This window comes from Actinacidiphila sp. bgisy160 (assembly GCF_057707815.1).
This window is the reverse complement of record NZ_JBYIQW010000001.1, coordinates 433,716-460,642: the sequence shown is the minus strand read 5'-3', so window position 1 is coordinate 460,642 and position 26,927 is coordinate 433,716. Positions and strand designations below refer to the sequence as shown.

The 26,927-nt window shown below is 70.7% G+C and carries 26 protein-coding genes, 1 tRNA gene and 3 pseudogenes; 7 read left to right on the top strand and 23 right to left on the bottom strand.

Translation table 11 applies throughout. The features are described 5' to 3' along the window. Window positions 1–4 precede the first annotated feature (4 nt). Together AC3EUJ_RS02230 and AC3EUJ_RS02225 are read left to right on the top strand one after the other, a co-directional pair. Window positions 5–1,189, top strand: coding sequence for an ImmA/IrrE family metallo-endopeptidase (locus tag AC3EUJ_RS02230; RefSeq protein ID WP_431959129.1), 1,185 nt, complete (start codon window positions 5–7; stop codon window positions 1,187–1,189). Then, window positions 1,186–1,731: a PIN domain-containing protein gene (locus AC3EUJ_RS02225; protein ID WP_431959128.1), complete on the top strand. Its 546-nt coding sequence runs from the start codon at window positions 1,186–1,188 to the stop codon at window positions 1,729–1,731. The genes AC3EUJ_RS02230 and AC3EUJ_RS02225 overlap by 4 nt, the downstream gene beginning before the upstream one ends. Window positions 1,732–1,749: 18 nt before the next feature. On the opposite strand, the gene AC3EUJ_RS02220 is transcribed toward AC3EUJ_RS02225, so the two are convergent. The 4 genes from AC3EUJ_RS02220 to dnaK are packed head-to-tail and all read right to left on the bottom strand — an operon-like array spanning window position 1,750 to window position 5,940. After that, a complete protein-coding gene (locus AC3EUJ_RS02220; protein ID WP_431959127.1) occupies window positions 1,750–2,214 on the bottom strand; it encodes a heat shock protein transcriptional repressor HspR in 465 nt (154 codons plus the stop codon). A 4-nt stretch (window positions 2,215–2,218) separates the two neighbouring features. Continuing rightward, window positions 2,219–3,394 (bottom strand): molecular chaperone DnaJ, encoded by a 1,176-nt coding sequence (gene dnaJ, locus AC3EUJ_RS02215; protein WP_431959126.1) that lies wholly within the window; start codon window positions 3,392–3,394, stop codon window positions 2,219–2,221. Window positions 3,395–3,427: 33 nt separating this feature from the next. Next, complete coding sequence (gene grpE / locus AC3EUJ_RS02210; protein ID WP_431959125.1) at window positions 3,428–4,099, bottom strand: nucleotide exchange factor GrpE; 672 nt, start codon at window positions 4,097–4,099, stop codon at window positions 3,428–3,430. Further along, window positions 4,096–5,940: a molecular chaperone DnaK gene (dnaK, locus tag AC3EUJ_RS02205; RefSeq protein WP_431959124.1), complete on the bottom strand. Its 1,845-nt coding sequence runs from the start codon at window positions 5,938–5,940 to the stop codon at window positions 4,096–4,098. The genes grpE and dnaK overlap by 4 nt, the downstream gene beginning before the upstream one ends. A gap of 366 nt (window positions 5,941–6,306) precedes the next feature. On the opposite strand from dnaK, the gene AC3EUJ_RS02200 reads away from it, so the two are divergent. Then, entirely contained in the window at window positions 6,307–8,574 is a 2,268-nt protein-coding gene (locus AC3EUJ_RS02200) for a (Fe-S)-binding protein (protein ID WP_431959123.1), read from the top strand. Window positions 8,575–8,663: 89 nt separating this feature from the next. Here AC3EUJ_RS02200 and AC3EUJ_RS02195 read toward each other — a convergent pair whose 3' ends face one another. After that, complete coding sequence (locus AC3EUJ_RS02195; protein WP_431959122.1) at window positions 8,664–9,464, bottom strand: thioredoxin domain-containing protein; 801 nt, start codon at window positions 9,462–9,464, stop codon at window positions 8,664–8,666. A 136-nt stretch (window positions 9,465–9,600) separates the two neighbouring features. On the opposite strand from AC3EUJ_RS02195, the gene AC3EUJ_RS02190 reads away from it, so the two are divergent. Next, window positions 9,601–9,759: an FG-GAP repeat protein gene (locus AC3EUJ_RS02190; RefSeq protein WP_431959121.1), complete on the top strand. Its 159-nt coding sequence runs from the start codon at window positions 9,601–9,603 to the stop codon at window positions 9,757–9,759. A 162-nt stretch (window positions 9,760–9,921) separates the two neighbouring features. Next, complete coding sequence (locus tag AC3EUJ_RS02185; protein WP_431959120.1) at window positions 9,922–10,779, top strand: Yip1 family protein; 858 nt, start codon at window positions 9,922–9,924, stop codon at window positions 10,777–10,779. Window positions 10,780–11,101: 322 nt separating this feature from the next. On the opposite strand, the gene AC3EUJ_RS02180 is transcribed toward AC3EUJ_RS02185, so the two are convergent. Then, window positions 11,102–11,602, bottom strand: a complete 501-nt coding sequence (locus AC3EUJ_RS02180; RefSeq protein WP_431959119.1) for a phosphoribosyltransferase — start codon at window positions 11,600–11,602, stop codon at window positions 11,102–11,104. 4 nt (window positions 11,603–11,606) lie between these two features. Continuing rightward, window positions 11,607–12,182: a dCTP deaminase gene (gene dcd / locus AC3EUJ_RS02175; RefSeq protein ID WP_431959118.1), complete on the bottom strand. Its 576-nt coding sequence runs from the start codon at window positions 12,180–12,182 to the stop codon at window positions 11,607–11,609. Window positions 12,183–12,681: 499 nt separating this feature from the next. On the opposite strand from dcd, the gene AC3EUJ_RS02170 reads away from it, so the two are divergent. Beyond that, window positions 12,682–12,755, top strand: a tRNA-Gly gene (locus AC3EUJ_RS02170). Between the two features lie 51 nt (window positions 12,756–12,806). On the opposite strand, the pseudogene AC3EUJ_RS02165 reads toward AC3EUJ_RS02170, so the two are convergent. From AC3EUJ_RS02165 to AC3EUJ_RS02125, 9 genes and pseudogenes are all read right to left on the bottom strand, one after another. Further along, window positions 12,807–13,448: pseudogene (locus AC3EUJ_RS02165) on the bottom strand (tyrosine-type recombinase/integrase); the annotation flags it as partial. A gap of 4 nt (window positions 13,449–13,452) precedes the next feature. After that, window positions 13,453–13,503: pseudogene (locus tag AC3EUJ_RS02160) on the bottom strand (hypothetical protein); the annotation flags it as partial. A 16-nt stretch (window positions 13,504–13,519) separates the two neighbouring features. Continuing rightward, a complete protein-coding gene (locus AC3EUJ_RS02155; RefSeq protein WP_431959117.1) occupies window positions 13,520–13,708 on the bottom strand; it encodes a mobile element transfer protein in 189 nt (62 codons plus the stop codon). A 2-nt stretch (window positions 13,709–13,710) separates the two neighbouring features. After that, window positions 13,711–13,890, bottom strand: a complete 180-nt coding sequence (locus AC3EUJ_RS02150) for a hypothetical protein (protein ID WP_431959116.1) — start codon at window positions 13,888–13,890, stop codon at window positions 13,711–13,713. A 16-nt stretch (window positions 13,891–13,906) separates the two neighbouring features. Beyond that, the gene (locus AC3EUJ_RS02145) at window positions 13,907–14,530 is read right to left on the bottom strand and encodes a DUF2637 domain-containing protein (protein ID WP_431959231.1); all 624 of its coding nucleotides are present in this window, start codon (window positions 14,528–14,530) and stop codon (window positions 13,907–13,909) included. Window positions 14,531–14,651: 121 nt separating this feature from the next. Further along, entirely contained in the window at window positions 14,652–14,900 is a 249-nt protein-coding gene (locus AC3EUJ_RS02140) for a hypothetical protein (RefSeq protein WP_431959115.1), read from the bottom strand. A 247-nt stretch (window positions 14,901–15,147) separates the two neighbouring features. Continuing rightward, a complete protein-coding gene (locus AC3EUJ_RS02135) occupies window positions 15,148–16,389 on the bottom strand; it encodes a PP2C family protein-serine/threonine phosphatase (RefSeq protein ID WP_431959114.1) in 1,242 nt (413 codons plus the stop codon). Between the two features lie 170 nt (window positions 16,390–16,559). Further along, window positions 16,560–16,991 (bottom strand): hypothetical protein, encoded by a 432-nt coding sequence (locus tag AC3EUJ_RS02130; RefSeq protein WP_488180935.1) that lies wholly within the window; start codon window positions 16,989–16,991, stop codon window positions 16,560–16,562. A 337-nt stretch (window positions 16,992–17,328) separates the two neighbouring features. Then, window positions 17,329–17,775: pseudogene (locus AC3EUJ_RS02125) on the bottom strand (tyrosine-type recombinase/integrase); the annotation flags it as partial. Window positions 17,776–18,100: 325 nt separating this feature from the next. Between AC3EUJ_RS02125 and AC3EUJ_RS02120 the strand changes: the two are divergent. Continuing rightward, the gene (locus AC3EUJ_RS02120; protein ID WP_431959113.1) at window positions 18,101–18,589 is read left to right on the top strand and encodes a hypothetical protein; all 489 of its coding nucleotides are present in this window, start codon (window positions 18,101–18,103) and stop codon (window positions 18,587–18,589) included. A 1,096-nt stretch (window positions 18,590–19,685) separates the two neighbouring features. Here AC3EUJ_RS02120 and AC3EUJ_RS02115 read toward each other — a convergent pair. From AC3EUJ_RS02115 to AC3EUJ_RS02085, 7 genes are all read right to left on the bottom strand, one after another. After that, the gene (locus tag AC3EUJ_RS02115) at window positions 19,686–20,705 is read right to left on the bottom strand and encodes an ABC transporter (protein WP_431959112.1); all 1,020 of its coding nucleotides are present in this window, start codon (window positions 20,703–20,705) and stop codon (window positions 19,686–19,688) included. After that, window positions 20,702–21,661, bottom strand: a complete 960-nt coding sequence (locus AC3EUJ_RS02110; protein ID WP_431959230.1) for an ABC transporter ATP-binding protein — start codon at window positions 21,659–21,661, stop codon at window positions 20,702–20,704. Before AC3EUJ_RS02110 ends, AC3EUJ_RS02115 begins: the two co-directional genes overlap by 4 nt. A gap of 13 nt (window positions 21,662–21,674) precedes the next feature. Continuing rightward, on the bottom strand, window positions 21,675–22,121 hold the full coding sequence (locus AC3EUJ_RS02105; protein WP_431959111.1) for a GntR family transcriptional regulator: 447 nt from the start codon (window positions 22,119–22,121) through the stop codon (window positions 21,675–21,677). Window positions 22,122–22,505: 384 nt separating this feature from the next. Then, entirely contained in the window at window positions 22,506–23,423 is a 918-nt protein-coding gene (locus tag AC3EUJ_RS02100; protein ID WP_431959110.1) for a DUF4232 domain-containing protein, read from the bottom strand. A gap of 95 nt (window positions 23,424–23,518) precedes the next feature. Then, window positions 23,519–23,743, bottom strand: a complete 225-nt coding sequence (locus AC3EUJ_RS02095) for a hypothetical protein (RefSeq protein ID WP_431959109.1) — start codon at window positions 23,741–23,743, stop codon at window positions 23,519–23,521. A gap of 326 nt (window positions 23,744–24,069) precedes the next feature. After that, the gene (locus AC3EUJ_RS02090) at window positions 24,070–25,743 is read right to left on the bottom strand and encodes an LCP family protein (protein WP_431959108.1); all 1,674 of its coding nucleotides are present in this window, start codon (window positions 25,741–25,743) and stop codon (window positions 24,070–24,072) included. Window positions 25,744–26,024: 281 nt separating this feature from the next. Further along, window positions 26,025–26,882, bottom strand: a complete 858-nt coding sequence (locus AC3EUJ_RS02085; RefSeq protein ID WP_431959107.1) for an alpha/beta fold hydrolase — start codon at window positions 26,880–26,882, stop codon at window positions 26,025–26,027. Window positions 26,883–26,927 lie beyond the last annotated feature (45 nt).

The window sequence follows — 26,927 nt, the reverse complement described above, 5'->3', positions numbered from 1 at the left end:
TCCCATGGACCCACATGTCATCGAACGTGTACGCACCGTGATGGACGCGGCCGCGATGACCAAGGCCGCGTTCGCCCGGACGGTCGGGCTCACGCCCGACAAGCTGTCGAAGTCCCTGAGCGGCGTGCGCCGCTTCACCTCGCTCGACCTGGCGCTGATCGCGGAGGCGGGCGGCACGACCGTGGACTGGCTGCTGACAGGCAACGAGCCGCTGCGCCCCGCGCTCGCCGCCCGTACGCGGGGTGCCACCGCCGCTGACCCCGCGGGGGCGCAGGAGGTCGCGGCGCGGTTCGCCGGCGCCTACGAGGTGCTGGAGCTGCTGGGCCGCGCGAGGGAGTTGCCCGCCGTGCCGGAGGTGGACGCGGCGGCGGAGCGGTACGCGGCACAGGGAGAACGGCTGGCGGCCGAGGTGCTGGAGCGGTTGCCGGCCGCGGAGCTGGCCACGGACGAGCTGATCGCGGCGATGGAGGACCTCTTCGGGGTGGACGTCGCCATCACCGGGCTCCCCCAGGGTGTGGACGGACTCGCGTGGCAGGCCGACTCCTTCCGCCTCCTCCTGCTCGCGCCCACCGATCTGTGGACGCGGCAGCGCTTCACCCTGGCCCACGAGCTCTGCCACATCCTCGCCAGGGACGCCCGCGGTGTCGTGGTCGAGTCCCATGTCGCCCCCGGCCGGCAGAAGGACCTGGCCGAGGTGCGGGCCAATGTCTTCGCCTCACATCTGCTCATGCCCGCACGGGAGTTGACCGAAGCCGCCGCCGCGGAGGCCGAACCGGCGGACACCGCCTTCGAGCGGCTGGTCGTCCGCTTCCGCGTGTCACCGAGCGCTCTCGCCGCGCGACTCCACCAACTGGGCCTGGTCGACGCCGCACGCCGCAAACAGCTGCGCGCCCTCACCACGGAGGCCTGCCACCTGCTCGCGGGCGCCGGCGACGACTACCAGAAGCAGGCCTCGCGGGCCTCGGCGGAGCGCTTCCCGCCCCGTGTCGCCTCGGAGTTGTACAGGGCCTACCTCGCGGGGGAGACGACCCTGCGCCCGCTGGCCGCACTGCTGGACACGGACGTGGAGCGGCTGCACCGCCTCCTCGCGCCCGCCCCGACCCCGGGCAACGGCGCCGAACACGCCGAACACATCGAGCACGTCGAACAACTGGACGCGGAAGAAGGGGATCCGGTCTTCCAGCCATGACCACATGGTGGTTCCCCGACAACACGGTCCTGTGCAACTTCGCGGCCGTCGACCGGCTGCTCCTGCTGGAGAAGGTGCTGGACGGCCGCGGCCGCTGGACCCAGGCCGTGGCCTGGGAGGCCGCCCGCTCCGCGCGCTTCCTGCCGCGGATGGCCGGGCTGGCGGAGGCCGGGTGGCTCGGCGAGCCCGTGGAGATCACCGACGGCGCCGAACTACGGGAGGTCGACCGGCTGCGCCGGGCGGTCTTCGGCGGCTCGTCCCATCTGCCGACCAAGCACCTCGGCGAGGCCGAGACCTGTGTGCTGATCACCCGGCGCCGCGAGTTCGGGGGTTCGGTCTGGATCACCGACGACCGCTCGGCCCGCGACTTCGCGCGCCGGCGCGGCATCACCACCAAGGAGACCTTCGACCTCGTGCGGGGGGCCTGCGCCGAAGGGCTCGTCCCCGCGCCGGAGGGTCACCGACTGCTGGAGGCGATGGTCGCCTCGGGGCGCTTCCTGCACCGCGTCTCGCGGGGTCCCGAGGACCTGATGAGGGCCTAGTCCGGGCCTAGTCCCGGCTCACTCCGGCCGCTTCGGCCGCCACACCACCAGCGCGGAGGTCTGCTGGACGTCCTGGTAGGGCACCAGGTCACGCCGGTACGAGGCGTGGACGGCGGCCTCCCGCTGCTGCATGGCCGCCGCCGCGCCCTCCAGCGCCGCGGAGAGCTCGGCGACCCGCGACTGCAGGGCCGCCACCTGGTTCTCCAGTTCGATGATGCGCTTGATGCCGGCCAGGTTGATGCCCTCGTCCTGGGAGAGGCGCTGAACCTCGCGCAGGAGTTCGATGTCACGAGCCGAGTAACGGCGGCCGCGCCCGGCCGTGCGGTCGGGCGAGACCAGGCCGAGACGGTCGTACTGGCGCAGGGTCTGCGGGTGCAGCCCGGAGAGCTGGGCCGCCACCGAGATGACGTAGACGGGGGACTCCTCGGTCAGCTCGTACGGGTTGCGGCCCCGTCCGCCACGCATGCCGCCGCTCGTGTTCATCGGCTCAGACTCCCTTCGCGGCCTTGAACAGCTCTGCCCGCGGGTCGGTGTCCGCGGTCGCCTCCCGGTACGCCTCCAGGGCGTCCAGCGCCTTGCCCTCGGTGGCCGCCGGGACGGCGACCTCGATCGTGACCAGCAGATCCCCGCGGGTGCCGTCCTTGCGGACCGCGCCCTTGCCGCGGGCCCGCAGCGTGCGCCCGTTGGGCGTGCCGGGGGGCAGCTTCAGGGTCACGGCGGGGCCACCGAGCGTCGGGACCTTGATCTCCCCACCCAGCGCCGCCTCCACGAAGGTGACGGGCACGGTGATCGTGAGGTTGTCGGCCTTGCGGCCGAACACCGGGTGCGGGTCGACGTGCACGGTGACGTACAGGTCGCCGCCCGGGCCGCCGCGTTCGCCCGGCGCGCCCTTGCCGCGCAGCCGGATGCGCTGCCCGTCGGTGACGCCCGCCGGGATGCGCACCTGCATGGTGCGCGCCGAACGGGCCCGGCCGCTGCCGTTGCAGACCTCGCAGGGGTCCTGCGCGATCAGGCCGCGGCCCTTGCAGTCCGTGCACGGGTCGGTGAGCGAGAAACTGCCGCTGCCGCCGCGCGAGATCTGGCCGGTGCCGACGCAGGTCGGGCACACCCGGGGCGTGCCGTTCTTGTCACCGGTGCCGGAACAGGCCTTGCAGGGGGCCTGGCTGGTCATCTTCAGCGGCACGGTGGCGCCGTCCACCGCCTCGGTGAACTTCAGCGTCACCTCGGTCTCGATGTCCTGGCCGCGCCGCGGCTGGGTACGGGTCGTACCGGCGCCGCGGTTGAACAGCCCGCCGAACACGTCCCCGAGGCCGCCGCCGAAGCCGCCGCCCTGGGCGGTGCCGCCGGGGCCACCGCCGAAGAGGTCACCGAGGTCGAAGCCGAACCCGCCCGCGCCGGCCGGGCCGGTGCGGAAGCCGCCGTTGCCGAAGAGGGCGCGGCCCTCGTCGTACTCCTTGCGGCGCTTGGGGTCCGACAGGACGTCGTTGGCCTCGGAGATCTCCTTGAAGCGCTCCTCGGCCTTGGCGTCGCCCTTGTTGGCGTCCGGGTGGAACTCGCGGGCGAGCTTCCGGTACGCCTTCTTGATCTCCGCCTCGGTGGCGTCCTTCGGAACGCCGAGGACCTTGTAGAGATCCTTCTCGAACAAATCCCTGCTGATGCTCATCCCCGGCGTCCCTCCTTCCGTGCGCTACCCACGTCAGCCCTGGTCGGGGCCACCGTTCTCCTCGTCCGCCGTGTCGTCGTTCTTCTGCGTGCCCTGCGAGCCCGGCTGGGGCTCGGCCACGGCCACCCGCGCGGGGCGGATGGTGCGTTCACCGATGCGATACCCGGGCTGCAGGATCTGCACGCAGGTCGTCTGTGTGACGTCCGGCGAGTAACTGTGCATCAGGGCCTCGTGCACCAGCGGGTCGAAGGGCTCGCCCTCCTTGCCGAACTGCTGCAGCCCCATCTTGGCGACGACCGTCTCCAGGGACTCGCCGACCGACTTGAACCCGCCGACCAGCTCCTTGTGGTCCCGGGCGCGGCCGATGTCGTCGAGCACCGGGAGCAGCTCGGTGAGCAGGTTCGCGATCGCGATCTCGCGGACCGCGATCCGGTCCCGCTCCACCCGGCGGCGGTAGTTCTGGTACTCCGCCTGGAGCCGCTGGAGGTCCGCGGTGCGCTCACCGAGCGCCGTGCGCACCTGGTCCAGCGGCGCCTGCAGAGCGACATTGGCGGTGGTGTCCCCGGCGGGGGCCGCCGGGCCTGCCTGGTCGGCGGACCCGGCGCCGGGCCCCGCCTCGCCGGGGGAGTCCCCCGGCGAGGTGGAACCGGCCTCGGCAGAGGGGACGACAGGCTCCTCCTCGAAGCCCGGGGTCTCCTCCGTCACGCGGCACCGTCCTTCTTGTCCTCGTCGACGATCTCGGCGTCGACGACGTCGTCGTCGGCCTGGGCCCCGCCCGCGGCACCGGCGGCACCGGTCGCGCCGCCCTCGGCCTGGGCATTGGCGTACAGCGCCTGGCCCAGCTTCTGCGAGGTGGCGGCGACCTTCTCGGTGGCCTCGCGGATGGCGGCGGAGTCCTCGCCCTTCAGCTTCTCCTTCAGGTCCGCGACGGCCGCCTCGACCTCGGTCTTGACGTCACCGGGGACCTTGTCCTCGTTGTCCTTGAGGAACTTCTCGGTCTGGTAGACCAGCTGCTCGGCCTGGTTGCGGGTCTCGGCGGACTCGCGGCGCTTGTGGTCCTCCTCCGCGTACTGCTCGGCCTCGCGCATCATGCGGTCGATGTCGTCCTTCGGCAGCGCCGAGCCACCGGTGACCGTCATGCGCTGCTCCTTGCCGGTACCGAGGTCCTTGGCGGAGACGTGCATGATGCCGTTGGCGTCGATGTCGAAGGCGACCTCGATCTGCGGGATGCCGCGCGGGGCCGGCGGAAGGCCGGTCAGCTCGAACATGCCGAGCTTCTTGTTGTACGCCGCGATCTCGCGTTCGCCCTGGTAGACCTGGATCTGCACCGACGGCTGGTTGTCCTCGGCCGTGGTGAAGATCTCCGAGCGCTTGGTCGGGATCGTGGTGTTGCGCTCGATCAGCTTGGTCATGATGCCGCCCTTGGTCTCGATGCCGAGGGACAGCGGGGTCACGTCGAGGAGCAGGACGTCCTTGACCTCGCCCTTGAGGACACCGGCCTGGAGCGCGGCGCCGATGGCGACGACCTCGTCGGGGTTGACACCCTTGTTGGCGTCCTGACCGCCGGTCAGCTCCTTGACGAGCTCGGCGACGGCGGGCATACGGGTCGAGCCGCCGACGAGGACGACGTGGTCGATCTCGGAGAGCTGGATGCCAGCGTCCTTGATCACGTTGTGGAACGGGATCTTGCAGCGCTCCAGCAGGTCCTGGGACAGCTGCTGGAACTGGGCGCGGGTGAGCTTCTCGTCCAGGTGCAGCGGGCCCTCGGCGGAGGCCGTGATGTAGGGCAGGTTGATCGAGGTCTCGGTGGACGAGGACAGCTCGATCTTCGCCTTCTCGGCGGCCTCGCGCAGACGCTGCAGCGCCATCTTGTCCTTGGACAGGTCCACGCCGTGACCCGAGGCGAACTGCTTCACCAGGTAGTCGACGATGCGCTGGTCCCAGTCGTCACCACCGAGGTGGTTGTCGCCGTTGGTGGCCTTCACCTCGACGACGCCGTCGCCGATCTCCAGCAGCGAGACGTCGAAGGTGCCGCCACCGAGGTCGAAGACGAGGATGGTCTGGTCGTCCTTGTCCAGGCCGTACGCCAGGGCGGCGGCCGTCGGCTCGTTGACGATGCGCAGGACGTTGAGACCCGCGATCTCGCCGGCCTCCTTGGTGGCCTGGCGCTCGGAGTCGTTGAAGTACGCCGGGACGGTGATCACCGCGTCGGTGACCTTCTCACCCAGGTACGCCTCGGCGTCACGCTTCAGCTTCTGCAGGATGAAGGCGCTCATCTGCTGCGGGTTGAAGTCCTTGCCGTCCAGGTTGATCTTCCAGTCGGTGCCCATGTGGCGCTTGACCGACCGGACGGTCCTGTCGACGTTGGTGACGGCCTGGCGCTTGGCGACCTCGCCGACGAGCACCTCACCGTTCTTGGCGAAGGCGACGACGGACGGCGTGGTCCTGGCACCCTCGGCGTTGGTGATGACGGTGGGCTCGCCGCCTTCGAGAACGCTGACGACGGAGTTAGTCGTGCCCAGGTCGATGCCGACCGCACGTGCCATGGTGGAATCCTCCAGCTGCCTACTTGAGTGGAACTGGCTCAAGGGTGCCGCAGACCTCGCGCCCTGTCAACAGACCTGAGTCGCCGCGACTCAACTTATGCGTCACCCCTGCACGCACGGGCGGCCACGGCGTGCGACCGCGGGACCGCCGGACCACCCCAGGGGCCCGGCACGGCCCCGGGGGAGCCCGGAACGACCCGCGCGTGCCCGAGGAAGGCACCCCTCAGCGACACAGATCACCGGCGGCGCGGCTGCGCACGTACGCCGATACTGGGTAGTCTCAGGAGAACCAATTAAGTTACTGCTTAGTATTCAGCCGGGCATCAGCCCCGAGCCTCCGCTCTCGCAGGTCCGAGGAGCCCCGAAATGCAACTCGCCGCGATCATCGTGTCGCTGGTACTCGCCGTGGTCGGCGTCGCGCTGTTCAGCCGCGCCATCGCCCAGATCTACCGGTTCGTGCGACTCGGCCAGGACGTCCCCGCGGGCACCCGCACGGACGACTGGCGAGCCCGCACCGCCACGGTGGTCCGGGAGTTCCTCGGCCACACCCGGATGAACCGCTGGGGCGTGATCGGCGTCGCCCACTGGTTCGTCGCCATCGGCTTCTTCTCCCTCGTGCTCACCCTGGTGAACGCCTTCGGCCAGCTCTTCGAGGCCGACTGGGCGCTGCCCGTCATCGGCCACTGGCTGCCGTACGAGGTCTTCGTCGAGTTCATCGGCCTGATGACCACCCTCGGCATCCTCACGCTGATCGCGATCCGCCAGCTGTCCCGCCCGGGCCGGGCGGGCCGCAAGTCCCGCTTCGCGGGCTCCAACACCGGCCAGGCCTACTTCGTCGAGTCCGTGATCCTCATCATCGGCCTCGCGATCATGACGCTGCGCGGCCTGGAGGGCGCCCTGGCGGAGGTGCACGGCTACGAGGCCGCCTACTTCGCCTCGTACCCGCTGGTCGCCGCCTTCAAGGGGCTGAACGTCGGCACGCTGCAGAACCTGGTCTACCTGACCGCGATGATCAAGATCGGGACCTCGTTCGTCTGGATGATCACGGTCGGGCTCAGGACCGACATGGGCATCGCCTGGCACCGCTTCCTGGCCTTCCCGAACATCTGGTTCAAGCGGAACGCCGACGGCGCCGTCGCGCTCGGCGCCCTGCAGCCGATGTCCTCCGGCGGCAAGCCGATCGACTTCGAGGACCCGGGCGAGGACGACGTCTTCGGCGTCAGCCAGGTGGAGCAGTTCTCCTGGAAGGGCATCCTCGACTTCTCCACCTGCACCGAGTGCGGCCGCTGCCAGTCGCAGTGCCCCGCATGGAACACCGGCAAGCCGCTCTCCCCGAAGCTGCTGATCATGTCGCTGCGCGACCACGCGCACGCCAAGGCGCCCTACCTGCTCGCCGGCGGCGGCAAGACCATGGAGGGCGAGGAGAAGGCCTCCCAGGAGCAGCTCGCCGGGGTCCCGGCCACGGCCCTCGCCGAGGCCGAGCGCCCGCTGATCGGCACCGCCGAGGAGAACGGCGTCATCGACCCGGACGTCCTGTGGTCCTGCACCACCTGCGGCGCCTGCGTCGAGCAGTGCCCGGTGGACATCGAGCACATCGACCACATCGTCGACATGCGCCGCTACCAGGTCATGATCGAGTCCTCGTTCCCGTCCGAGGCGGGCACGATGCTCAAGAACCTGGAGAAGAAGGGCAACCCCTGGGGCCTGCCCAAGAAGCAGCGGCTGGCCTGGGTCAAGGAGGTCGAGTTCGAGGTCCCCGTCGTGGGCGAGGACATCGAGGACCTCACCGAGGTGGAGTACCTGTTCTGGGTCGGCTGCGCCGGCTCCCTGGAGGACCGCGCCAAGAAGACCACCAAGGCCTTCGCCGAGCTGCTCCACATCGCGGGCGTCAAGTTCGCGATCATGGGCGGCGAGGAGAACTGCACCGGTGACTCCGCCCGGCGCCTGGGCAACGAGTTCCTCTTCCAGCAGCTGGGCGCCGAGAACGTCGCCATGCTGAACATGGCCTTCGGCGAGGACGACGAGGACGAGTCGACGAAGAAGCCGAAGGCGCAGAAGAAGATCGTCGCCACCTGCCCGCACTGCTTCAACACCCTGGCCAACGAGTACCCGCAGCTCGGCGGCGAGTACGAGGTCATCCACCACACCCAGCTGCTGCAGCACCTGGTCGACGAGGGCAAGCTCGTCCCCGTCACCCCGGTCGAGGGCATCATCACCTACCACGACCCGTGCTACCTGGGCCGCCACAACAAGGTCTACACGCCGCCGCGCGAGATCATCGCCAAGGTGCCGGGCCTGCGGAACGAGGAGATGCACCGCCACAAGGAGCGCGGCTTCTGCTGCGGCGCCGGCGGCGCCCGCATGTGGATGGAGGAGCGGATCGGCAAGCGCATCAACAACGAGCGCGTCGACGAGGCGCTGTCCCTCAACCCGGACATCGTCTCCACCGCCTGCCCGTTCTGCCTGGTGATGCTCTCCGACTCCGTCAACGGCAAGAAGAACGAGGGCAAGGCCAAGGAGACGCTGCAGGTGGTCGACGTGTCCCAGCTGCTGCTGGACTCGGTCAAGACCCCGCTCGACCCCGACGGCGAGCCGGAGACGGCCGGCGAGCCGCAGCCGGAGCCCGCGAAGTAGCCCGGTCCGCGGACGGACGCGAGAACGCCGGTGGGCGCGTACGGATCCCGTACGCGCCCACCGGCGTTCGCGGTGGCTCCCCGGCGCCCTCAGCCGCCGATGCCGGACTGGCGCAGCAGTGCGGCGAAGGAGGTCGGGTCGAAGAGCTTCTGCAGGTCGGCCTGGGACACCGCCGTGCCGTCGATCTTCACGTACGGGGTGCCCGTGGCGCCGCTCTTGACGAAGGCGTCCTCGGACGCGGTCACGAAGTCCGCGTAGGACTGCTTCCGCACCGCGTCGTCGAATGCCGCCCCGCGCAGCCCCTTCACCTTGCCCGCGAGTTCCAGCAGGTACGCGTCGGTGAACCCGTCCACCTGCTCCCGCGGCTGGTTCGCGTAGAGCAGCTCGTGGTAGGTCGCGAAGGCCCCGGTGCCCGCCTCGACGGACGCGCGCAGGGCGCCCGCGGCCTTCTTCGAACCGCTGCCCTCGAGGTTGTCGTCCAGGAACGAGGCCAGGGTGTACTGCAGCCTGATGTCGCCGGCCCTCGCCAGCGCCGCCAGCTGCGGCCCGGCGGCCGTCTCGAACGCCTTGCAGACCGGGCAGCGCGGGTCCTCGTAGATGTGGACGGTCTTCGGCGCCGCCGGGTCGCCCACCGTGATCGTCGTCCCGTCCGCCTCCAGACGGGCGGGCAGCGCGGCCAGCACCGCGGGGTCCGGCTTCACCGGCACGTCGCCCACGGCGGAGGACGCGGCGGGGGAGCTCCCCGCGGCCGGCGCATCGGGGGAACCGGAGTCGGTCGTCAGCAGCCCGCACCCCGTCACCGCCAGGGTCAGCAACCCCGCGACCGCCGCGCTGACCGCGGCCCGCGCTGAGGTGCGCGCGGTCCCGCGCGCGGCATTCCGTACGGCCATGACAACCATCGGCACTTCCCGTCCCTTCGGATCCGTTCCGCCCCGAACGGTAGGGCTTCACGGGCCCGCGTGCCCAACGGCGCGACCGTCCGGCCGGCGTGCCCGGGGCCAGGGCCCGGCCGCCACGCGGCCACCGGTGGACCTCGACCAGAGCACGGCGGGCGTACCCGGCAGCGACGTGGCCGGCGACCGCTTCGGTCTGTCCCTGGCCGCGGCCGACCTCACCGGCGACGGCCGCGCGGACCTCGCGGCCGGCGTGCCCACCGCGTCCGTCATCCGGCTGAACGCCGGGTGAGCGGACGCGGCGCCCCCTGTGCGGACCGCGGCCCCAGTTCGGCGCGGCTTCGGCAACTGACCCGGCCCGCGCGGCTGTGGAATCTGTCACAGCTTGGCAGCAATGCCCCTCCGGGGGCGGAGGCCACCGTCCTCCGCCCCCGGGACCGGGTACGTTCGAGACGTGGCTGGATTCAGGAACGGACGCGGACGGGACGGGGACGTGCAGCACCCGCATCAGCAGTACGGCGGCTACCCGCAGCAGAACACCTCGCCGGGCGGGCAGCAGCCCCACCACGGCTTCGCGCCGGCCGCCGAGGGTGAGCCCGAGTACTTCGGCTCGGCGGCGTCGGCACCCTCGTACGACAACAACCCCGGGCACACCCGCGCCTTCTCCATCGGCGACGCGCCCGACGCCTACGACCCATACGCGCAGCAGTCCCCGCAGCCGGACCAGGTGTCCACCTACCGCGCGGGCCACACCACGGCGCCCCCGGCCGGCCCACGGCTCGGCTGGAAGCAGCTGCTGAGCGGGGTCGTCATGCGCCCGTCCGCCACCTTCTGGCAGATGCGCGACTACCAGGTGTGGGGCCCCGCCCTCATCGTCACCTTCCTCTACGGGCTGCTCGCCGTCTTCGGCTTCGACAGCGCCCGCGAGGACGTGCTCGACGCCACCCTCTCCAACAGCGTCCCCTGGGTGGCGTGCACGGCCATCGCCGTCATCCTCAGCGGCCTGATGCTCGGCGCCGTCACCAACGCCCTCGCCCGCCAGCTCGGCGGCGCCGGCGCCTTTGCGCCCACCGTCGGCCTGGCGATGCTCATCACCTCGCTGACCGACGCCCCGCGACTGGCTTTCGCCGTCTTCCTGGGCAGCGCCAACAGCTTCGTCCAGTTCCTCGGCTGGGCCACCTGGATCGGCTGCGCCGCGCTGCTGACCTCGATGGTCTCCAAGTCCCACGACCTGCCGTGGCCCAAGGCCCTGGGTGCCGCGTCGATCCAGCTGATCGCACTGCTGGTGCTCTTCAAGCTGCCGGTGATCTGAGACCGCCACCCTCGGGCACACCAATCCATGTATGGGGCGCCACTCCGGGAGTGGCGCCCCATCGCGTCGCCGGTCCCACCACCAGCGGACACCGGCGACAACACCGCCGGCCGCCAGCAATGACACGCCGAACCAGAAGACCGACCTGAAGGTCGGACACCCGCGTTTCCCTCCCCAGGCGGACATCGGGACAGCCCCACCCGCCGGGGACCATACGGTCGCCACGACCGTCTCCTTACGGCGGTAGGCCGCCGGGGCTCAGAACCGGCAATGCCGGACGCACGGGACCGCTCGTTCACCACCGAGAGCCGAGATCCCACTGTCACGCGTCCCTGACCTGACCCTCGCGGCGAACGAGGGGACCTTCCACGCTCCACGGGAAGTTGATCCAGTCATCGGTGCGCTTCCAGACGTAGTCGCACTTCACGAGCGAGTGCGACTTCTCGTAGATCACCGCGCTGCGCACCTCCGCGACGTGGTCGGCGCAGAAGTCCCGGACGAGCTTGAGCGTCTTGCCCGTGTCGGCGACGTCGTCCGCGACCAGTACCTTCTTGTCGGAGAAGTCGATCACGTTCGGCACCGGGGCCAGCATCACCGGCATCTCCAGCGTCGTCCCGACCCCGGTGTAGAACTCCACGTTCACCAGGTGGATGTTCTTGCAGTCCAGCGCGTACGCGAGGCCGCCCGCCACGAAGACCCCGCCGCGGGCGATCGACAGCACGATGTCCGGCTGGAAGCCGTCGTCGGCGATGGTCTGCGCCAGATCCCGCACCGCCTGCCCGAAGGCCTCGTACGTCAGGTTCTCCCGCGCCGGCCCGCCCATGGGCTCAGACCTGCGTCCGGTGGAAGTTGAGGTAGGAACGCGACGGCGTCGGCCCCCGCTGCCCCTGGTACCGCGAGCCGTACTTGTCCGAGCCGTACGGGAACTCCGCCGCCGAGGTCAGGCGGAACAGGCACAGCTGCCCGATCTTCATGCCCGGCCAGAGCTTGATCGGCAGCGTGGCGACGTTCGACAGCTCCAGCGTCACGTGCCCCGAGAAACCGGGGTCGATGAAACCCGCCGTCGAGTGCGTCAGCAGCCCCAGCCGGCCGAGGCTCGACTTGCCCTCCAGGCGCGAGGCGATGTCGTCCGGTAGGGAGATCACCTCGTACGTCGAGGCCAGCACGAACTCCCCGGGGTGGAGGATGAACGCGTCGTCCCCCTCCGGCTCCACCAGCCGCGTCAGGTCCGGCTGCTCCACGGCCGGGTCGATGTGCGGATACCGGTGGTTCTCGAACACCCGGAAGAAGCGGTCCAGCCGGACGTCGATGCTCGACGGCTGCACCATCGACGGCTCGTACGGGTCGATGCCGACCCGTCCGTTGTCGATCTCGGTCCGGATGTCCTTGTCAGAGAGAAGCACGCAAGCAGGTTACGCGGGGGCGGGGCTCCGGGCCGAATCGAGCCGACCCGGCCCGGGGTCCCCGCGTCACGTCCGACCTGCGCGTCCGGACCCGCGCGGCTATTTCCCGCTGTCAGCCGCCACGGGGACGGCGCTGCGCAACCGCGCACACCGCGGACACCTGATCAACCGCCCGGGGCCGAGCCTTCCGGCCCCCAGGTTCTGCATCGGGAACGTAGCGGTGCTGAATACGTGCCCCTCGGCACAACGAACGACGGTGCGATCCATCGCTCCCCTTCTCCCCGGTACCTCAACGACGAAAGCCACATTAGGGGATGAACTCACCCCCGCCTCACGCGGCACTCCGCCCACTTGGGCACCCCGAGCCCCCTCACCGTACGCCCCTCACGCCTCCCCGCGCACGCTGTCCGGGAGCAACACGAAAGGCCCCGGAGGTATGCCTCCGGGGCCGGGCATGGGGTACAGTGTGCGAGGTCAGATGCCTCAACAGGTGTCTTACGCGGGTGTAGTTTAATGGTAGAACATGAGCTTCCCAAGCTCAGAGCGCGGGTTCGATTCCCGTCACCCGCTCCAGCAGAAAGCCCCAGGCGAACAGCCCGGGGCTTCTTTGTTGTCTAGACCTCTTTATCCGCCCCGTGCCCGTTGCGTGCCCGATGAGCCGTCGTCGTGCCCGTCGATTGATTTGCGGTCGGCCCGCACCCGAGCATCGAGCGCGGCGGCGATCTCCTTCTGCCGCTCCAGCGTCGAGTGCTGGTAGATCAGCGCAGCACGCTCGGAGGATTGGCCTGCACGGACCATGGCGTCCTTGAGCGTGGCGCCCGACTGCGTCGCCAGCGTGTGGCCGGTATGGCGCAGATCGTAGAAACGGAAGTTCTCCGGCAGGCCGACTTTGGCCCGGGCTTTCCGCCATTTCCGACCGAAGGACGACCGCCGGAACGGGGCACCCTTTTCGCCGACGAACAGCAGCCCGTTCGGGTCCTTCTCCGCGAACCACTTCACGTGGCGGTCCACATCCCTGTGCATAAACTCCGGCAGCACGATGAACCGCTTCCCCGCTTCGGACTTGGTCTCCCCCACGGCCCGCCGGCCGGTGGTCAGCTCGGGAGCGGCACGACGGACCCACACGCCGAGCGGGTCCAGGCTCACGTCCGGCCGCCGGAGCTCCGCTTGCTCCTCAGGTCGGGCGGGGCCGTAGGCCGCGAGGTAGACCATCAGCCGCCAGCGCGGGCCGATGGCGTCGGACCTGTCTGGGGTGGACGCCGGGCGGGATCAGCTCGGAGGGGCGGTGGTAGGCCCTCAGTTGCGCGTCGGGGTGGCGCACGATGGGTCATCTCCTTTCAGGGCTGACAGCGGTGGGTGCGGGCGGCGAGTTCGGCGCCGGAGCGGTCGCGGTAGTCGGTGGAGAAGCCGCAGCCGGGCGCGGTGCAGGCGGCGGTGTGGCGAGTGTGTCCGCGGCCGTCGTGGTAGCTGCCGACCTTGACGGGGCCGATGCGGATCACGTTGAAGAAGCGGTTCGGTCGCGGCATGGTCAGTCCTCCCGCCGGGTGAAGTCGTCGGCGTGGTCGGTGAGCCACTGCTGGATCTCGGGGTGTTCGTCGTCGGTGGCCTGGTTGATCGCGGCCTCGCCCATGCGCATGCCGTCGACCAGGCGGTTAGCGCGGGTGAGTTCGGCGGAGCGTTCCAGGGCGGCGCGGATGCGCGGACGCATTGAGGTGTCCTCCTTCTCAGGTGAGTTGGGCGGCGATCACGTCTGCCAGTGCGGGCGGGACGCCGAGGCGGGTGCGCAGGGTCGCGGCGTCGATCGGCGTACCGGTGGCGGCGTGGTGGGTGTCGGCGACCTTCCGGGCGTGTGCCAGCAGCGCCGGCGGCACGGACGGCGACGACGCGGCAGCGGGCGCAGCGGACGGGGGAAGTTCGGGCGCGTGCTCGGGGGCCCGTTCGACCGTCACCTGCGCAGCGGCTTCCGCAACGACCGGGGCCGGTTCGGGTACCGGAGTCGGCTCAGCGGTCGGGGCGGGTGTGGGGGTGTGGGCGAGCAGGGTGCCACCGAGGAAGGCCAGGGCGGGCCATCCGGCGACGAGGATGCGCAGCCAGGCCGGGACGGCGTTCATGTCGAGGAGTCCGGCGGTGGCGATGTTCGCCCCGAGGGACGCGGCCAGGGCGATCACGAACCAGGTCCAGGCGGCGCGGGCCGGGAGGTCAGCGGCACGTAGGGCGCGCATGCGGCGCCAGGCGGCGACCAGCAGCAGGTCGACGGAGATGGGGTAGGCCCGGGCTTTCCAGTCGTGCTGGCCGGCGGCATCGGCGATGTCGTGCAGATGGGCGAAGGACAGCGCGCCGGCGATCATCGCCTGAATAAGGACCGGGTCGAAGCGGTTGGGGCGGGCCACGGGGGTCACCTCCTTTCAGGGATGGGTGGGGTAGGGACCTGGCGCGGGGAACGGCCGCGCCGACCGTGAGGCGAGGGTGTTACTCGGTGACTGGGCGGGGCCCGGTCAACGGCACCGCGTCAGCGGCCGGCTCCGGCAGCGTGGGGATGTCCGGCCGGAACGGGGCCAGGGCGGGGAGGTTGGGGACCAGGTCGGCGTGCGCGCGGCAGACCGCGGCGGTGCCGGTGATCGAGGTCAGCGGGGTGCGGATGTGGGTCCAGCCCCCGGAGGCGTCACCGGCCACGGCGACCCCGGGGCGGTCGGCGGCGATGGCGGTTGCGGCGTGCATGACGACAATGGTCAGCGATGTCGGCCCAGCCGAGGTGAGGATGGTCGTAAGTACGGTGGCCGCCGCAGGGTCAAGCATCAGATGAAGCCCCGCTGTCAACCATCAACCGCAGGCAGGAGCCAGCCCGATTCGCGGCCAGCGTACGGGCCCCGATCTCTCGCCCCATGGCAGCTCCAGCCCAAAGCCTCTCCACGCCGACCGTCACTGTAGGTAACGGGCTGCTGTGGGGACGATCAGCAGTGGTCGTCTAGCCCACGGTTGCCAGGTGGTCTGCGGTGCCGCCGCGCCACTCGAAGAGGAAGATCGTCGCGTCGTCGCTGGTGACCCCGCCTCGTGCACGCTTCAGCGCGTGGGAAAGGACCCGCACTATGGCCCTTACGCTCGTCTCCTTGGCCCCGACCCGCGTGATGATGTCGACCAGTTGGTCAAGGCCGAACTGTCCCCCTCCGGCTTCGCGTTCCTCGATGAGACCGTCGGTGAAGCACAGCACCCGATCGCCGCGCCGCAGCATCAGTTCGCTGATGCGGGGCTCCTCTCCACCGAAGCCGACCGGCAGGGTTGTCCGGCTCTCCAGTCGCTGGATGACACGCCGGTCGCGGATGAGGAGCGGTTCCGGATGGCCGGCGTTCACCCATTGCAGGTGTCCTGTCGAGATGTTGAGGTGCATCATCTGCGCGGTGACGAAGTGCTCGGGTCCGAACTGTTCAGCGATGACCTGGTCCATGAACGCGTAGATCTCGGCTAGTTGCACATCGGCGCGCCGGGCGTGGCGGTACGCACCGATGGCCGCGGTCGCCATCACGGCGGCGTCCAGGCCGTGGCCCATCGCGTCGATCACGGCCAGGTGCAGGATGTCGTCGTTGAGGGCGTAGTCGAAGCTGTCGCCCGCGACGGCATAGGCGGGCTCGAGGATTCCCGCCACCTCGACCTGGGGGACGGACATCATCAGCGGGGGCAGCAGGGACCACTGAATCTCTGCGGCTACGGTCATCGTGGCTCGCCGCCGGGCCTTCGTGAATTGATCGGTATAGCTGTTCTTCGTCACCAGCATGTCGGCGACCATGCCGGCGAGCCGCCGCAGCAGCCGCCGGTCGTCGTCATCCACGCTGTCCATCGTGACGCCCAGCACCCCCACCTGATCGCTGCCGTCCAGCAATGGCAGGAACAGCCGGATCCCATCCGCCAGCGGCACCTCCACGAGCGTTGCCTCCAGAAACGCCCGACCGGCATCAGATCCCGCAATGGGTACGGCCGCGCCACCGACGAGTCGTCTGCCCGGCAGCGGCACAAGCATGATCTGTTCATAGTCCTGCAGGAGCACTGAGACGGCACGTCCGCCCATCCTGGCGATCTCTTCCGCGATCAGCGGCGCGATCAATTGCGGCGGCATCTCGTGAGCACGGTCGAGCAACACGCCCAGCAGCCGTTCCCCGAATCCCTCGGACCGGTCGACCGGGACGTCGTCAGGACCAGAGGGCACTTCCGACATACCCCCATATGAACATGATCTCCGCGCTCTCCCTGCGCCGACACTCATGAGGCGAGCTGCCAAGGCACTTCCCGCCCCACTGCGCCGTGGTGGACTGAGTGTCCAACTGCGCTACAACGGCCCCGCACCGGGACGGACGAGCACGGACGATCGCGCACAGTTCACGCAGGTCACCGGAGGTCCAGCCCCAGGTCGCAGCACCACACGCATTGCTTCGGGACGAAGATGCGCGTTCGAGTGGCTATGACTGTCTGCGCCGCCACCAGCTTCGACGCGAGCGAGCTATAGAAGCTCGAAGTAGCCGGATCGCCACATCGTGCCCATATTGCACAGCCAGTGCGAGCGGCGTGGCCCCCGCCGGGATCTTCCAACTCCGGGTCTGTCCCGAAGGCAAGGAGGATGGCGGTCGTGTGCACCCTCGGGGGCTGCCCGCTCTGCAGCGCAGAATCCCCCTCTATGTCGATTGCACGGGTGAGAAGCGTCGAGTTGCCAACTACCTCGTCAGGATCGGCCCCCGCACCGAGGAGACGGGCCAGTGTCTCCGCGTCCTCCATCTCGACCGCTTGATGAGCCGGCGTGCTGGTGTTCCCCATCTCAATCACGATCAGAGTGAATCGATGCCGATCCGCCGCTGCAAGCCGGTTCACCAGTCGCCGTGCCCGTTCCGTGCCCGAGAGGGCGGTAAACCACGGTCAACGACGGGTTCCGGGGCGAGATCATTGGTTCGCCCACACCGCCGTTGGCGCCGGTCAGAGCATTGCCGGGACCGCAGGGACCGGTGATTCCCAAGCTCAGAGCGCGGGTTCGATTCCCGTCACCCGCTCCAGCAGAAAGCCCCAGGCGAGCAGCCCGGGGCTTCTTTGTTGTCCAGACCTCTTTATCTCTCCCGTGGCGTTGTGTGGTGCCCGATGAGCCGTCGTCATGCCCGTCGATTGACTTGCGGTCAGCCCGCACCCAGGCATCGAGCGCGGCGTCGATCTCCTTGTCGTTCCAGCGTCGAGTGCTGGTCGATCAGCGCAGCACGTTCGGAGGACTGGCCTGCGCGAACCATGGCGTCCTTGAGCGTGGCACCCGATTGCGTCGCCAAGGTGTGGCCCGTGTGGCGCAGATCGTAGAAACGGAAGTTCTCCGGCAGGCCGACTTTGGCCCGGGCTTTCCGCCATTTACGCCCGAAGGACGAACGCCGGAACGGGCACCCTTTTCGCCGACGAACAGCAGCCCGGCCGGGTCCTTCTCCGCGAACCACTTCACGTGGCGATCCACATCCCTGTGCATAAACTCCGGCAACACGATCAAGGCACTCCCGCCGAGCAGAGCACGGCGGCGCGCGGCCCGGCACCTCGGGCCGACGCTCCTGTCCGCGCCCCGCTCCGGCCCGGCCCAGCGAGCCTCGAAGATCGGGGCCCACACGAGGAAGACAGGAGCATGGTTGGTCAGAACTCGGTGGTCGCCCCAGCAGTCCTGATGGGTGGGGCGGAGGCACTTGCACGGGTCCGTCCGCCGCATCCTCCCGTACAGCCCCCAGGTCTGGAGTGGCTGCGGCACGTGAACGGCGACCGCGTCACTGCGCTGGAGCAGTTCGTCACGGGCTGGTACCCAGCCACCGCCGGCACCCACGGATCCAGCATGCGAAGGCGGGCTCTCCGCAGCCCTGTCTGAAGGGCTCGAGCAGCTCTATCGACTGGCGGAGCACCGGCCAGGTGTTCTGGGGGTGCAGAACTACATCGTTCAGGACCCTGGCAGGGAAACCGACATCTGTGGGGACATGCGTGTCTTCGGTGTGGAGAACCAAGGATGTTTTTACTGGTCCCTATTGTGGTCGCTCGGCGAGCCCGAGGGCGATCCCACGGTCTGGTACCGGGAGGACGCCGAACCGCCTATCGCCGAACTTGAACCGCTCAGCGGCTTTCTCGTTCAGTTCTCACTCTTCGAGGCCTCAATGGGCGCCGACTACAAGGCACTGTCGCGCGAAATCAGCGGAGAACAGGTTCAACAGCTCACCGAAGGTCTGCGCCTGGTCCCTCTGCGTCCCTTCTGGCCAGGGACATCTACCCGCTTCTACGTGGCCCCGGGACTCGTCATGCACGTCTCGAACGGGTGGGAGGACAATCAGTTCACTGCCTGGGCTGGGGCCACTCACCGCAGCGCTCTGGCCCCTTTGGCCCACATGGACATCGACTGGCTCCGTTACGACGGGTGAAGCAGACGCCCGGTAAATGAGTGACCTGGGCATCCTGCCAGTCACGCTCGCGCAACTCGGCCACCACCGACTCCCAGCGGGCAACGTCAACCTCGGTGGCCTTGGTGGCGAAACCCTTGAAACCCAGGCCACACGATCGCGGCGAGCCCGCCTCAGCGTCCTCGTTCATGCCTCCGAAGTCCGGTGCGTTCGCGGGAACGCCCGCGTCGGCCGCGGAGGTGTCGAGGTCCGTCCGCACGACTTCCTTTGTGAGCGGTCCGGTGCCTTCTGGCCGGGGCGACGCCGGGGCGGCGGCCGCGTCCGTGCCGACGTCGCCGGCCCCGCAGCCTGCAACGCCGAACGCGATGACCGCCATCACCACGGCGGCCCACTTCGTACTGCGCAAAGTCGCATCCTCCCAGGTCCGGGGGCTGCGCGCCCCCGTGATCGAGGGAGGAGTCTGCCACGCGGTGCCAACAGGACGACACGGATTATGCGATCAGTTAGGAGCGAGGTGGGGCGATCGCCGGCCTGGCCGGTGGATTTCCCCTCCTTGGACGGAGCGGGGGAAGATCCCCTTGCGTACCGCGATTCCCCCTGATTCCTGGCCGCGGCCGCGGACCGTCCGGCCATTGCGTCGTCGCCCTTCACCAATGGTCAGCCTCGGACGGCCCAGAGACGGCCCAGCGAACTGGCCACCCGCGTCGTCGGCTGGTCAGCTGCGACCACCAAGCACACCGAACTGGTCCTCGCCTGCCTGGAGATGGCTCTGTGACGGCGCGACCGCAGCGGCACCAGGCCGGTGGCCGGCGAGCTGATCCATCACTCGGATGCCGGCCCGGCCGTGTGCCGGCGACCAGCGCGCGCGGGCGCCTTGCGCCGCCCCGAGGACGGGCCACGGCAGGGCCCGGATCGGCGCGGCGAGGAAGACCTCGAAGGGGACGAGCAGTCCCCGTCGCCGGGGTTCGCGACGACGGGGAAGCTGCCGGGCTCCGAAGTACGCGGCGCGCAGCGGGAAGTGGGCGCACGCGACCCCGGCGGCGACCGCGACGAGCTGAGCAACCCGCGGCTCGGTGCGTCACCCGGGGTCGTGTCGTCGCGGCTTGTTGACGTCGCGTCAGACGACGCGCTTGCGGCCCCAGAAGAAGACGAAGACCGTGACGGCGACGGTCAGGGCGAAGAGGATCGAGGCACCGAGCCACTGCATGCCGCTCATCTGGGTGATGGGGAGGTAGTCCACCGCCCAGCCCACGATGCCCTTCTGCTGCCGGCAGGCCTCGACGGCCTTGTCCGATCCCGCGTGCACGCAGGTGCTCCAGCCGAGGGTCTCCCCGGAGGACGTGACGTACGACTGGTCGATCTCGAAGGCGGCGGTGGGGAGGGGCGGGGTGCCGCCGTCGACTCCCGAGTCCGTGGTGACCCTGATGACGTGGCCGAGGTCGAGCCGGAAGTGGGCCCAGACCACCTGGACCGCGGCCGCGAAGAAGAAGGTCACGACCATGGAGAGCAGGGTGCGGCGCAGGACCATGCCGATCGCGACGCCGCCCAGGACGGTGAAGAGCGCGAGCGCGACGGGCACGGGCCCGGTGTTGTCGAACGCGGGGCCGGAGCTCCAGTCCAGGACCGTGTTCTGCTTGCTGACCGGTGCCCACCACCGGCCGAAGGTGAACGAGAGGGCCACGGTGCAGACCACGACCACCAGGGCGCTGATACCGATCTTGGCGGCGAGCCAGCGGGCGGGGCCGGCGGCCTGGGAGGTGACGAGCTTGGCCGTGCCGCTCTCCAGGTCACCGGCGAGCAAGGGGGCACCGAGGAAGACACCGAGCAGGATGGGGATGAAACCGAGCCCGAGGGACGCCTTCGTGAGCGCGGCACTGTACGGGCTGATGTTCTCCGTCCACGTGTCGGGTGAGGAGTGGGGCCAGCCCTTGGCGGTGAGGTGGTCGAGCAGCCCGGCGCGCTGGTAGAGCATCCACGCCACGGCGATGGCTGTCACGGCCAGCAGGGTCCAGTAGGCGGCGCGGTGCTGGCGCCAGACGAGCCAGATCATGCCGCTCAGCCGGGGGCGGCGGACGCCCCGGGTGGCGACGGGGGGCGCGGGCGTCGCGGCGGACGGGGTCGTGGTCAGGCTGCTCATGCCGCCGCCCCCCGCGGGCCGTTCGTGCCGTACGGCCGGCCCGGGATCTGGGCCACGGGGCTGATCAGCGGTGGCGCTTGGGGGGAGCGCAGGTAGGCGAGCAGGAGTTCCTCCAACTGCGGGGTGTGGGACTGCCACTGGCCGCTCACCGGGCCGTCCGGACGGATGAGGGCGGTGCCCTGGCGTCCGCTGGTGCGGTACTCGACCACGGTGTGTCGGGCGAGGTCCGCGGGGATGCCCGCGCCCTCGCCGCTCGCGACGCCCCGCAGCAGCACGTGGGCGCTGCGGATCTCGTCCACATCACCGGCGATGCGCAGGCCGCCCGTGGAGATGACCAGCAGGAAGTCGCAGACGCTCTCCAGCTCGCTCAGCATGTGGGAGGACATCAGCACCGTGGTGCCGTGCTCGGCGGCCTCGGCCATCAGGGTGGTCATGAGCTCGTGGCGCACCAGCGGGTCGAGGTCGGACATCGGCTCGTCGAGCAGCAGCAGGTCGGGCCGCTTGCCGAAGGCGAGGGCGAAGGCGACACGCGTGCGCTGACCGCCGGAGAGGGTGCCGACCTTGGCGTCCATGGGCACGTTGCCCGCGCGGACGATCTGCTCGGCGGCCCGCTGGTCCCAGCCGGGGTTGAGCTCGCGGCCCAGGCGCAGGGTCTCGGCCACCGTGAAGCGGCGGAACAACGGCTTCTCCTGGGCGAGGAACGCGGTGCGGCGGCCCGCCTCGGCGGACTGCGGTGCCGCTCCGAACACCGTGAGGGTGCCCTCCGTCGGCTCCAGCAGGTTGGCGGCGATCGACATCAGCGTCGTCTTGCCCGCGCCGTTGGGACCCACCAGCCCGCAGATCCGGCCGGCCGGCAGCCGGAACGAGCAGTCGCGCAGGGCCCAGCCCCGGCGGTACTTCCGGCCGACCCCGTGGGCCTCGATCGCCGACTCCTCCACCGGTCCGCCCATGTCCATGGCATCCGTGGCATCACGCACTGGTCATCCTCTCTTCCCGGCCTTCCGGTGTTCCGTCGGCCGCCGTGGTGCCGGCGTACCGCTCCTCAAGGACCGCCGCGACCAGCGCGGCGACGTCCTCCCGTTCCAGGCCCGCCTCGTGGGCCCGGGTCATCCACGCCTCCAGCTCCCCGCGCAACGGGGAGTCGGCGCCCGCCTGAGGGCGGGCCAGTGAGCGGCGGATGAAGGTGCCGAGGCCGGGCCTCGGCTCGACCAGCCCCTCGCGTTCCAGTTCGCGGTAGGCCTTGAGCGTGGTGTTCGGATTGACGGCGCTGGACTCGGCGACCTCCTTGGCGGTGGGCAGCCGGTCCCCGGGCATCAGGACGCCCAGCCGCAGGGCCTGCTTGGTCTGCTGCACGATCTGCTGGTAGGCGGCGATCCCGCTGCGCCTGTCGATGCGGAACTCCACGAACTTCAACACCCTTTAGCTACTCGATTAGTGGAATAATGAGAGGGCGGTATCAGCCGTGTCAAACGAAGCGGCCACCACGGCGCCCCTCGGGACAGAACCGTGACATGCGTGATGCGGGAACCGCGCGGCCCGGGACAGCACGAAGGCCCCGGGCGGGCAGCCCGGGGCCTTCGTACGGACGGGAGGGGACGTCAGCGGCTCACGGGGCCCGGGACCAGGGCCGCGGTCCCCCGCTTTACGCGGACCTCCTCACAGGGCGCGCCCTCGCGGCACTCGGGGTCCGGGCCACCACGCAGCAGTACGTGATCCCGGTGCGCGCGGTCAGGAAGAAGGAGGTGCCGGCGAAGGACTGCCGCTCGAAGACGGGCGACGCGCGGGTCGTCGCCCGTCGGGTCACGGCCGGGCCGTCGTCGCCGGGGCGGCCTTCCAGACGCTGACGCCTAGCTTCCCCGTCGTGCCGAGGTCGAGTTCCGGGGTCACCGTCACCGGAGGGGCGCCGGGTGTCGCCCACACCCTCGCGTAGGGCGCGTTGACGGATGCGCCGTCGGTGACGGTGTTGCGCCACATCAGGCCCGCGGTCGCGCTCTCGCCCGGCTCCAGCGTGACCGGACGAGGCGGATCGTCGAAGCCCGGCACCAGGGCGACGCCGCCGCTGCCCCGGAAGATCTCGACGCCCTTGACGGGCCTGTGCTCCTCGTCGAGGAGCCGGACCAGCGGATGGCCCTCGACACGGCGGACGCGTGACGAGCAGTTCTCCAGGCGGAGTCCCACCACGCGCAGCCCCATCGCGGCGTCGCCGTCGCCGGCGGTGAGACGGAGTCCGGAGGGCGGGCAGGCGTCTCCCGGGGCGGCGGGGGCCTCGTCCGCCGGGACGCTCCTGACCTTGACGATGCGCACCCGTTCGTCGCCGGACCGCGGAGCGAGCGGCGCACCCAGATCGGCCTCGCCCTTCACGGTGCGGCCGGGCGGTACCGCGCGCACGGTGTGCGGCACGTTCCCCAGGGCCGCTCCGGCACCGGAGGTGAGCCCGAAGGTGACGGTGTACGTGGCGGGCTCGTCGGCGTGGTTGGTGACCTGGAACGCGACGTGGAACGGGGCGGGGCCTGAGCAGTGGGAGGGGCGGGCGGTCACGGCCGTGATCCGTACGTCGCCGTCCCCCTCGGCGCCCGCGGCACCGCCCGCGGGCGCCGAGGCGACCGGGGCGGTCGAGGGGGCACACGAGGCACGGTCGCCCCCGTGCGGGCCGCAGGCCGTGACCAGGAGCACGGGGCCGGCGAGCACGACCGGGAGGAGAAGGGCAGGGGTGCGCATCCGGCGACCCCATCAGGACCCTCCCGCTCCCGGCCGTGGCGGAGGCCACAATTCCCGTCACACGACCGTCACAAAGTGCCGCGCCCGGGCCGGGCTCAGCGGGAGGCCGCGCTGTCGATCCAGGCGACGACGGAACTGACCGTGGCGTCGTCGAGCTGCCGGGCGATGGTGTGCACGGCGTCGCTGTCCCCCGGCAGCGGGGGCACCCCGGCCGCGATGAGCGCGGCGTGGAGTTCGACCCAGCGCGCGTCGACAGCGGCCAGATGGGCCCCCAGCGGGACGCCACCCAGTGACTGCTGCGGAGTATCGAGAAGGCTCATGGTGTTTCCCCTCGGATCTCGGACGGTGTCGACCGGACTCGCCGTGCAGGACAGCACCGCCCCGCCCGACGGTTGCGCCACGCCCCCGACTTCACCCGTCCGGCCCTCACCCCGGCCGCCGGAACCTGTGCCATGGGATGACGTTCGGCGGTCCGGCGACGCGGGCCGCGGCGCACGGGCCATGGGCTGCCTCAGTGCAAGCTGGGCACCGCGGCGGCCTTCGACAACCAGGACTACGTCCCCGTCCTTGCCGTCGCAGCCCGGGCGCGGGGCGCCCCTTCCGCCCTCCCGCCGTAGGCGCGGCGCGGCGAAGGGGCCGCCGGGGCTCAGCCGACGCATTCCTTCTTGTCGGCGTGCGACTGCGGGATGTCGTCCGGGACCGCGTCCGGGTCGGCGAGCGGCTTCCCGGCGCCCCGGAAGTCACCGCCGAGGGTGAGGGTCATGTCCGCGCCGGGTCCGGCGTCGTCCGCGGCGGGGTGCAGGGCCCCGGACGGCAGGCCCATCATCGCGGCCAAGGCCCGGGCCTGGTCCGCCTGGTCGGGGCCGTAGGTCAGGGTCGTGCGGTCCTGCTTCCCCTTCGGGGCGTTGCCGCCGTTGGTCGAGTGGGTGACGCCCTTGGTGTTCTGCAGCCACTCCAGGGTCGTCCGCGCCGCGCCCTGGGGACCGCCGCCGTTGTAGACGAGCACCCGGACCTGCGACGGGTCCGCCTTGGCGCCGCGGAGCTTGGTGTCGGCGCTCGCGGGCTTCTTCTTCGTCTTCGTCAGCGAGACATCGTTCTTGATCGCCTTGAAGAGCGCGGGCGCCCTCGTGTCGTCGACGACGACCGTCGCGTGCTGCGTCCCCTCGGCCGGGTTGTCCTTGACCGGGAGCGTGGTGAAGGTGATGTGCGCGGGATCGACCCGGCTCAGGTCCTTGGCGAGTTCGGTGAGCTTCGCCACGCCGCCGATGCCGGTGTCCACGGTGAGCGACTTGGTGGCGGCGTTCGCGAGCCTGAAGAGCTTCCGGGGGTCGGTGAGGGTGTCACCGGACTTCATCTGGCGGATCATCGAGCCCAGGAACTGCTTCTGCAGATCGATCCGGTCCAGGTCGCTGCCGTTCTTCAGCGAGTGGCGCGTCCTGACGAAGGCCAGCGCCTGCTCGCCCTGGACCTTGTGCGGTCCCTCGGACAGGTCCAAGTGGGAGCCCTCGCCCTTGGAGGTCGTGTCCTTGATGGGGTGGGTGAGGCAGACCGGCACCCCGCCGACCGCCGTGGACAGGGTCTTCACGGCCTCGAAGTTGACCAGGACGAAGTGGTCGACCGGCACTCCGGTGATCTCCGTGACGGTCCGCATGGTGCAGCCCGGGTCGCGGCCCGCCTGGCCCAGGCTCTCGTTGAAGCGCGGACTGAACCTGGCCTGGGGGGTGCCGGGGATCGTCTTGACCGAGCCGTCCTTCTGCTTGGTGGGGCAGTCCGGGATACCGGTGACCATGTCGCGCGGGATGCTCATCGCGGTCGCGTTCGACCGGTCCTTCGCCACGTGGAAGAGGATCGTGGTGTCCGCGTGGCCGACGCTGCCCGCGTCCCCGTACTTCGCGCCCAGGCCCTGACGGCTGTCGGTGCCGATGACCAGGATGTTCACCGCGTCCTTGCTGGTCGCGTTCTTGCTGCCGGCCGTGCCGACGTCGACGGTGGCGATGTTGCCGTCGAGGTGCCGGTACAGGAAGTAGGCCCCCGTGCTGCCGGCGAGCAGCAGGAAACCGAGCGTTCCCGCGGTCCACACCAGCACCTTGCGCTTCGTGGACCGCCTGGCCTTGCGGGACACCGGGGCACCGGCGCGGCGGCGGCCACCCGGTGCCGGGACGGGTGGCTGCTCCTCGCGGCGCGTCCGCCGCCCGCCCTGCCGGGGCACCGTGGGCGCCGGAGGGGCGTCGGAGTCAAGCCGCAGCCGGTAGGAACCGGTCTCGGGGTCGAGGACCCACTGGTCCGCGGGGTCGATGTCGCTGCCGTCGTGCCTGTTCACGGTCGTACGGGGCCTCCGTCCACACCCCGGCCGGCCCGGGGTGTCAGTTCAGACAGACGAGCGCCGCACATGGTTGCCCCGGGGCGGTCGGCTCCCTGTGCGAGACAGGGGACCCGAGGGACTTCCGTGGTGGTTGAACCGGTGCCGCCGGGCCGCACCAGTGACGGCGGCCCGGCACCCATGCCTGGCCCGCCGTACCGTCATGGTCCCGGCCCTCCCCCTGACCGTCCGCCCGTGCCGCTCCCGGCGCCGTCCACAGCCTGTGGACGGCGCCGGGGTGCTCAGCTCCGCCGGGTCCGCCCGACGAGCCAGTCCAGCGCGTCCGTGGCGGAGCCGAGGACCGAGATGTGCCCCTCGCCCGGCCGCAGCCACAGCTCCGCGTCGGGACAGCGCCGGGACAGCCACACGCCGTGCGCGGCGGGCACCATACGGTCCGCTTCGCCGTGCAGGACCAGGACGGGCGCGGCGACGCCGGCCGGGTCGAAGCCCCACGGCGCCACATAGGCCAGGTCGTCGTCGACCATGCCGCCCGGGCCGCCCTCGAGCGCCTTGCCCGCCACCTCGCCCAGCCAGCCCCATGTTCCCGCCAGCGCGGCGTGGTCCCCCGGGGTGAAGAGCTCGGGGTCGAAGTCGTCGGCGGCCAGCCGCTCTTCCAGCGCCACCCGGCCCCGGACCGCCGCGCCGAGCTCCGCCGCGCCGGACGGCCCCATCCCGGCGAACCAGTCGAGCCCCTCCGCACCGAACGGCGCCAGGCCGGATCCGCAGACGACCGCCAGGACGCGGTCCGGCAGCAGGGCCGCGCAGGCCAGCGCGTGGGGGCCGCCGCCGGAGTGGCCCATGACCGCGAAGCGGCCGATGCCCAGGGCGTCGGCGACGGCCGCCGCGTCGCCGGCCGCGGAGGCGACGTCCCGGCCCGGGCGGGGCGTCGAACCGCCGTACCCCGGGCGGTCGTAGCCCACCCAGCGGATGCCGCGCGCGGCGGCCGCCGCGAAGAGCGGCGCGGGAGGTGTGCCGGTGTTGGGCGTGCCGTGGTGCCACAGGACGGCGAGTTCCGCACCGTCCGCCCGGCCGCCGGTCCCGGTGTCGTACACGTGCAGCCTCCGCCCGTCGGCGAGGGCGATATCCGTCTCCGTCACCATCCGCCCGAGTCTAGGCGCGGGCACCGACACGCCACCGGGAGCGGG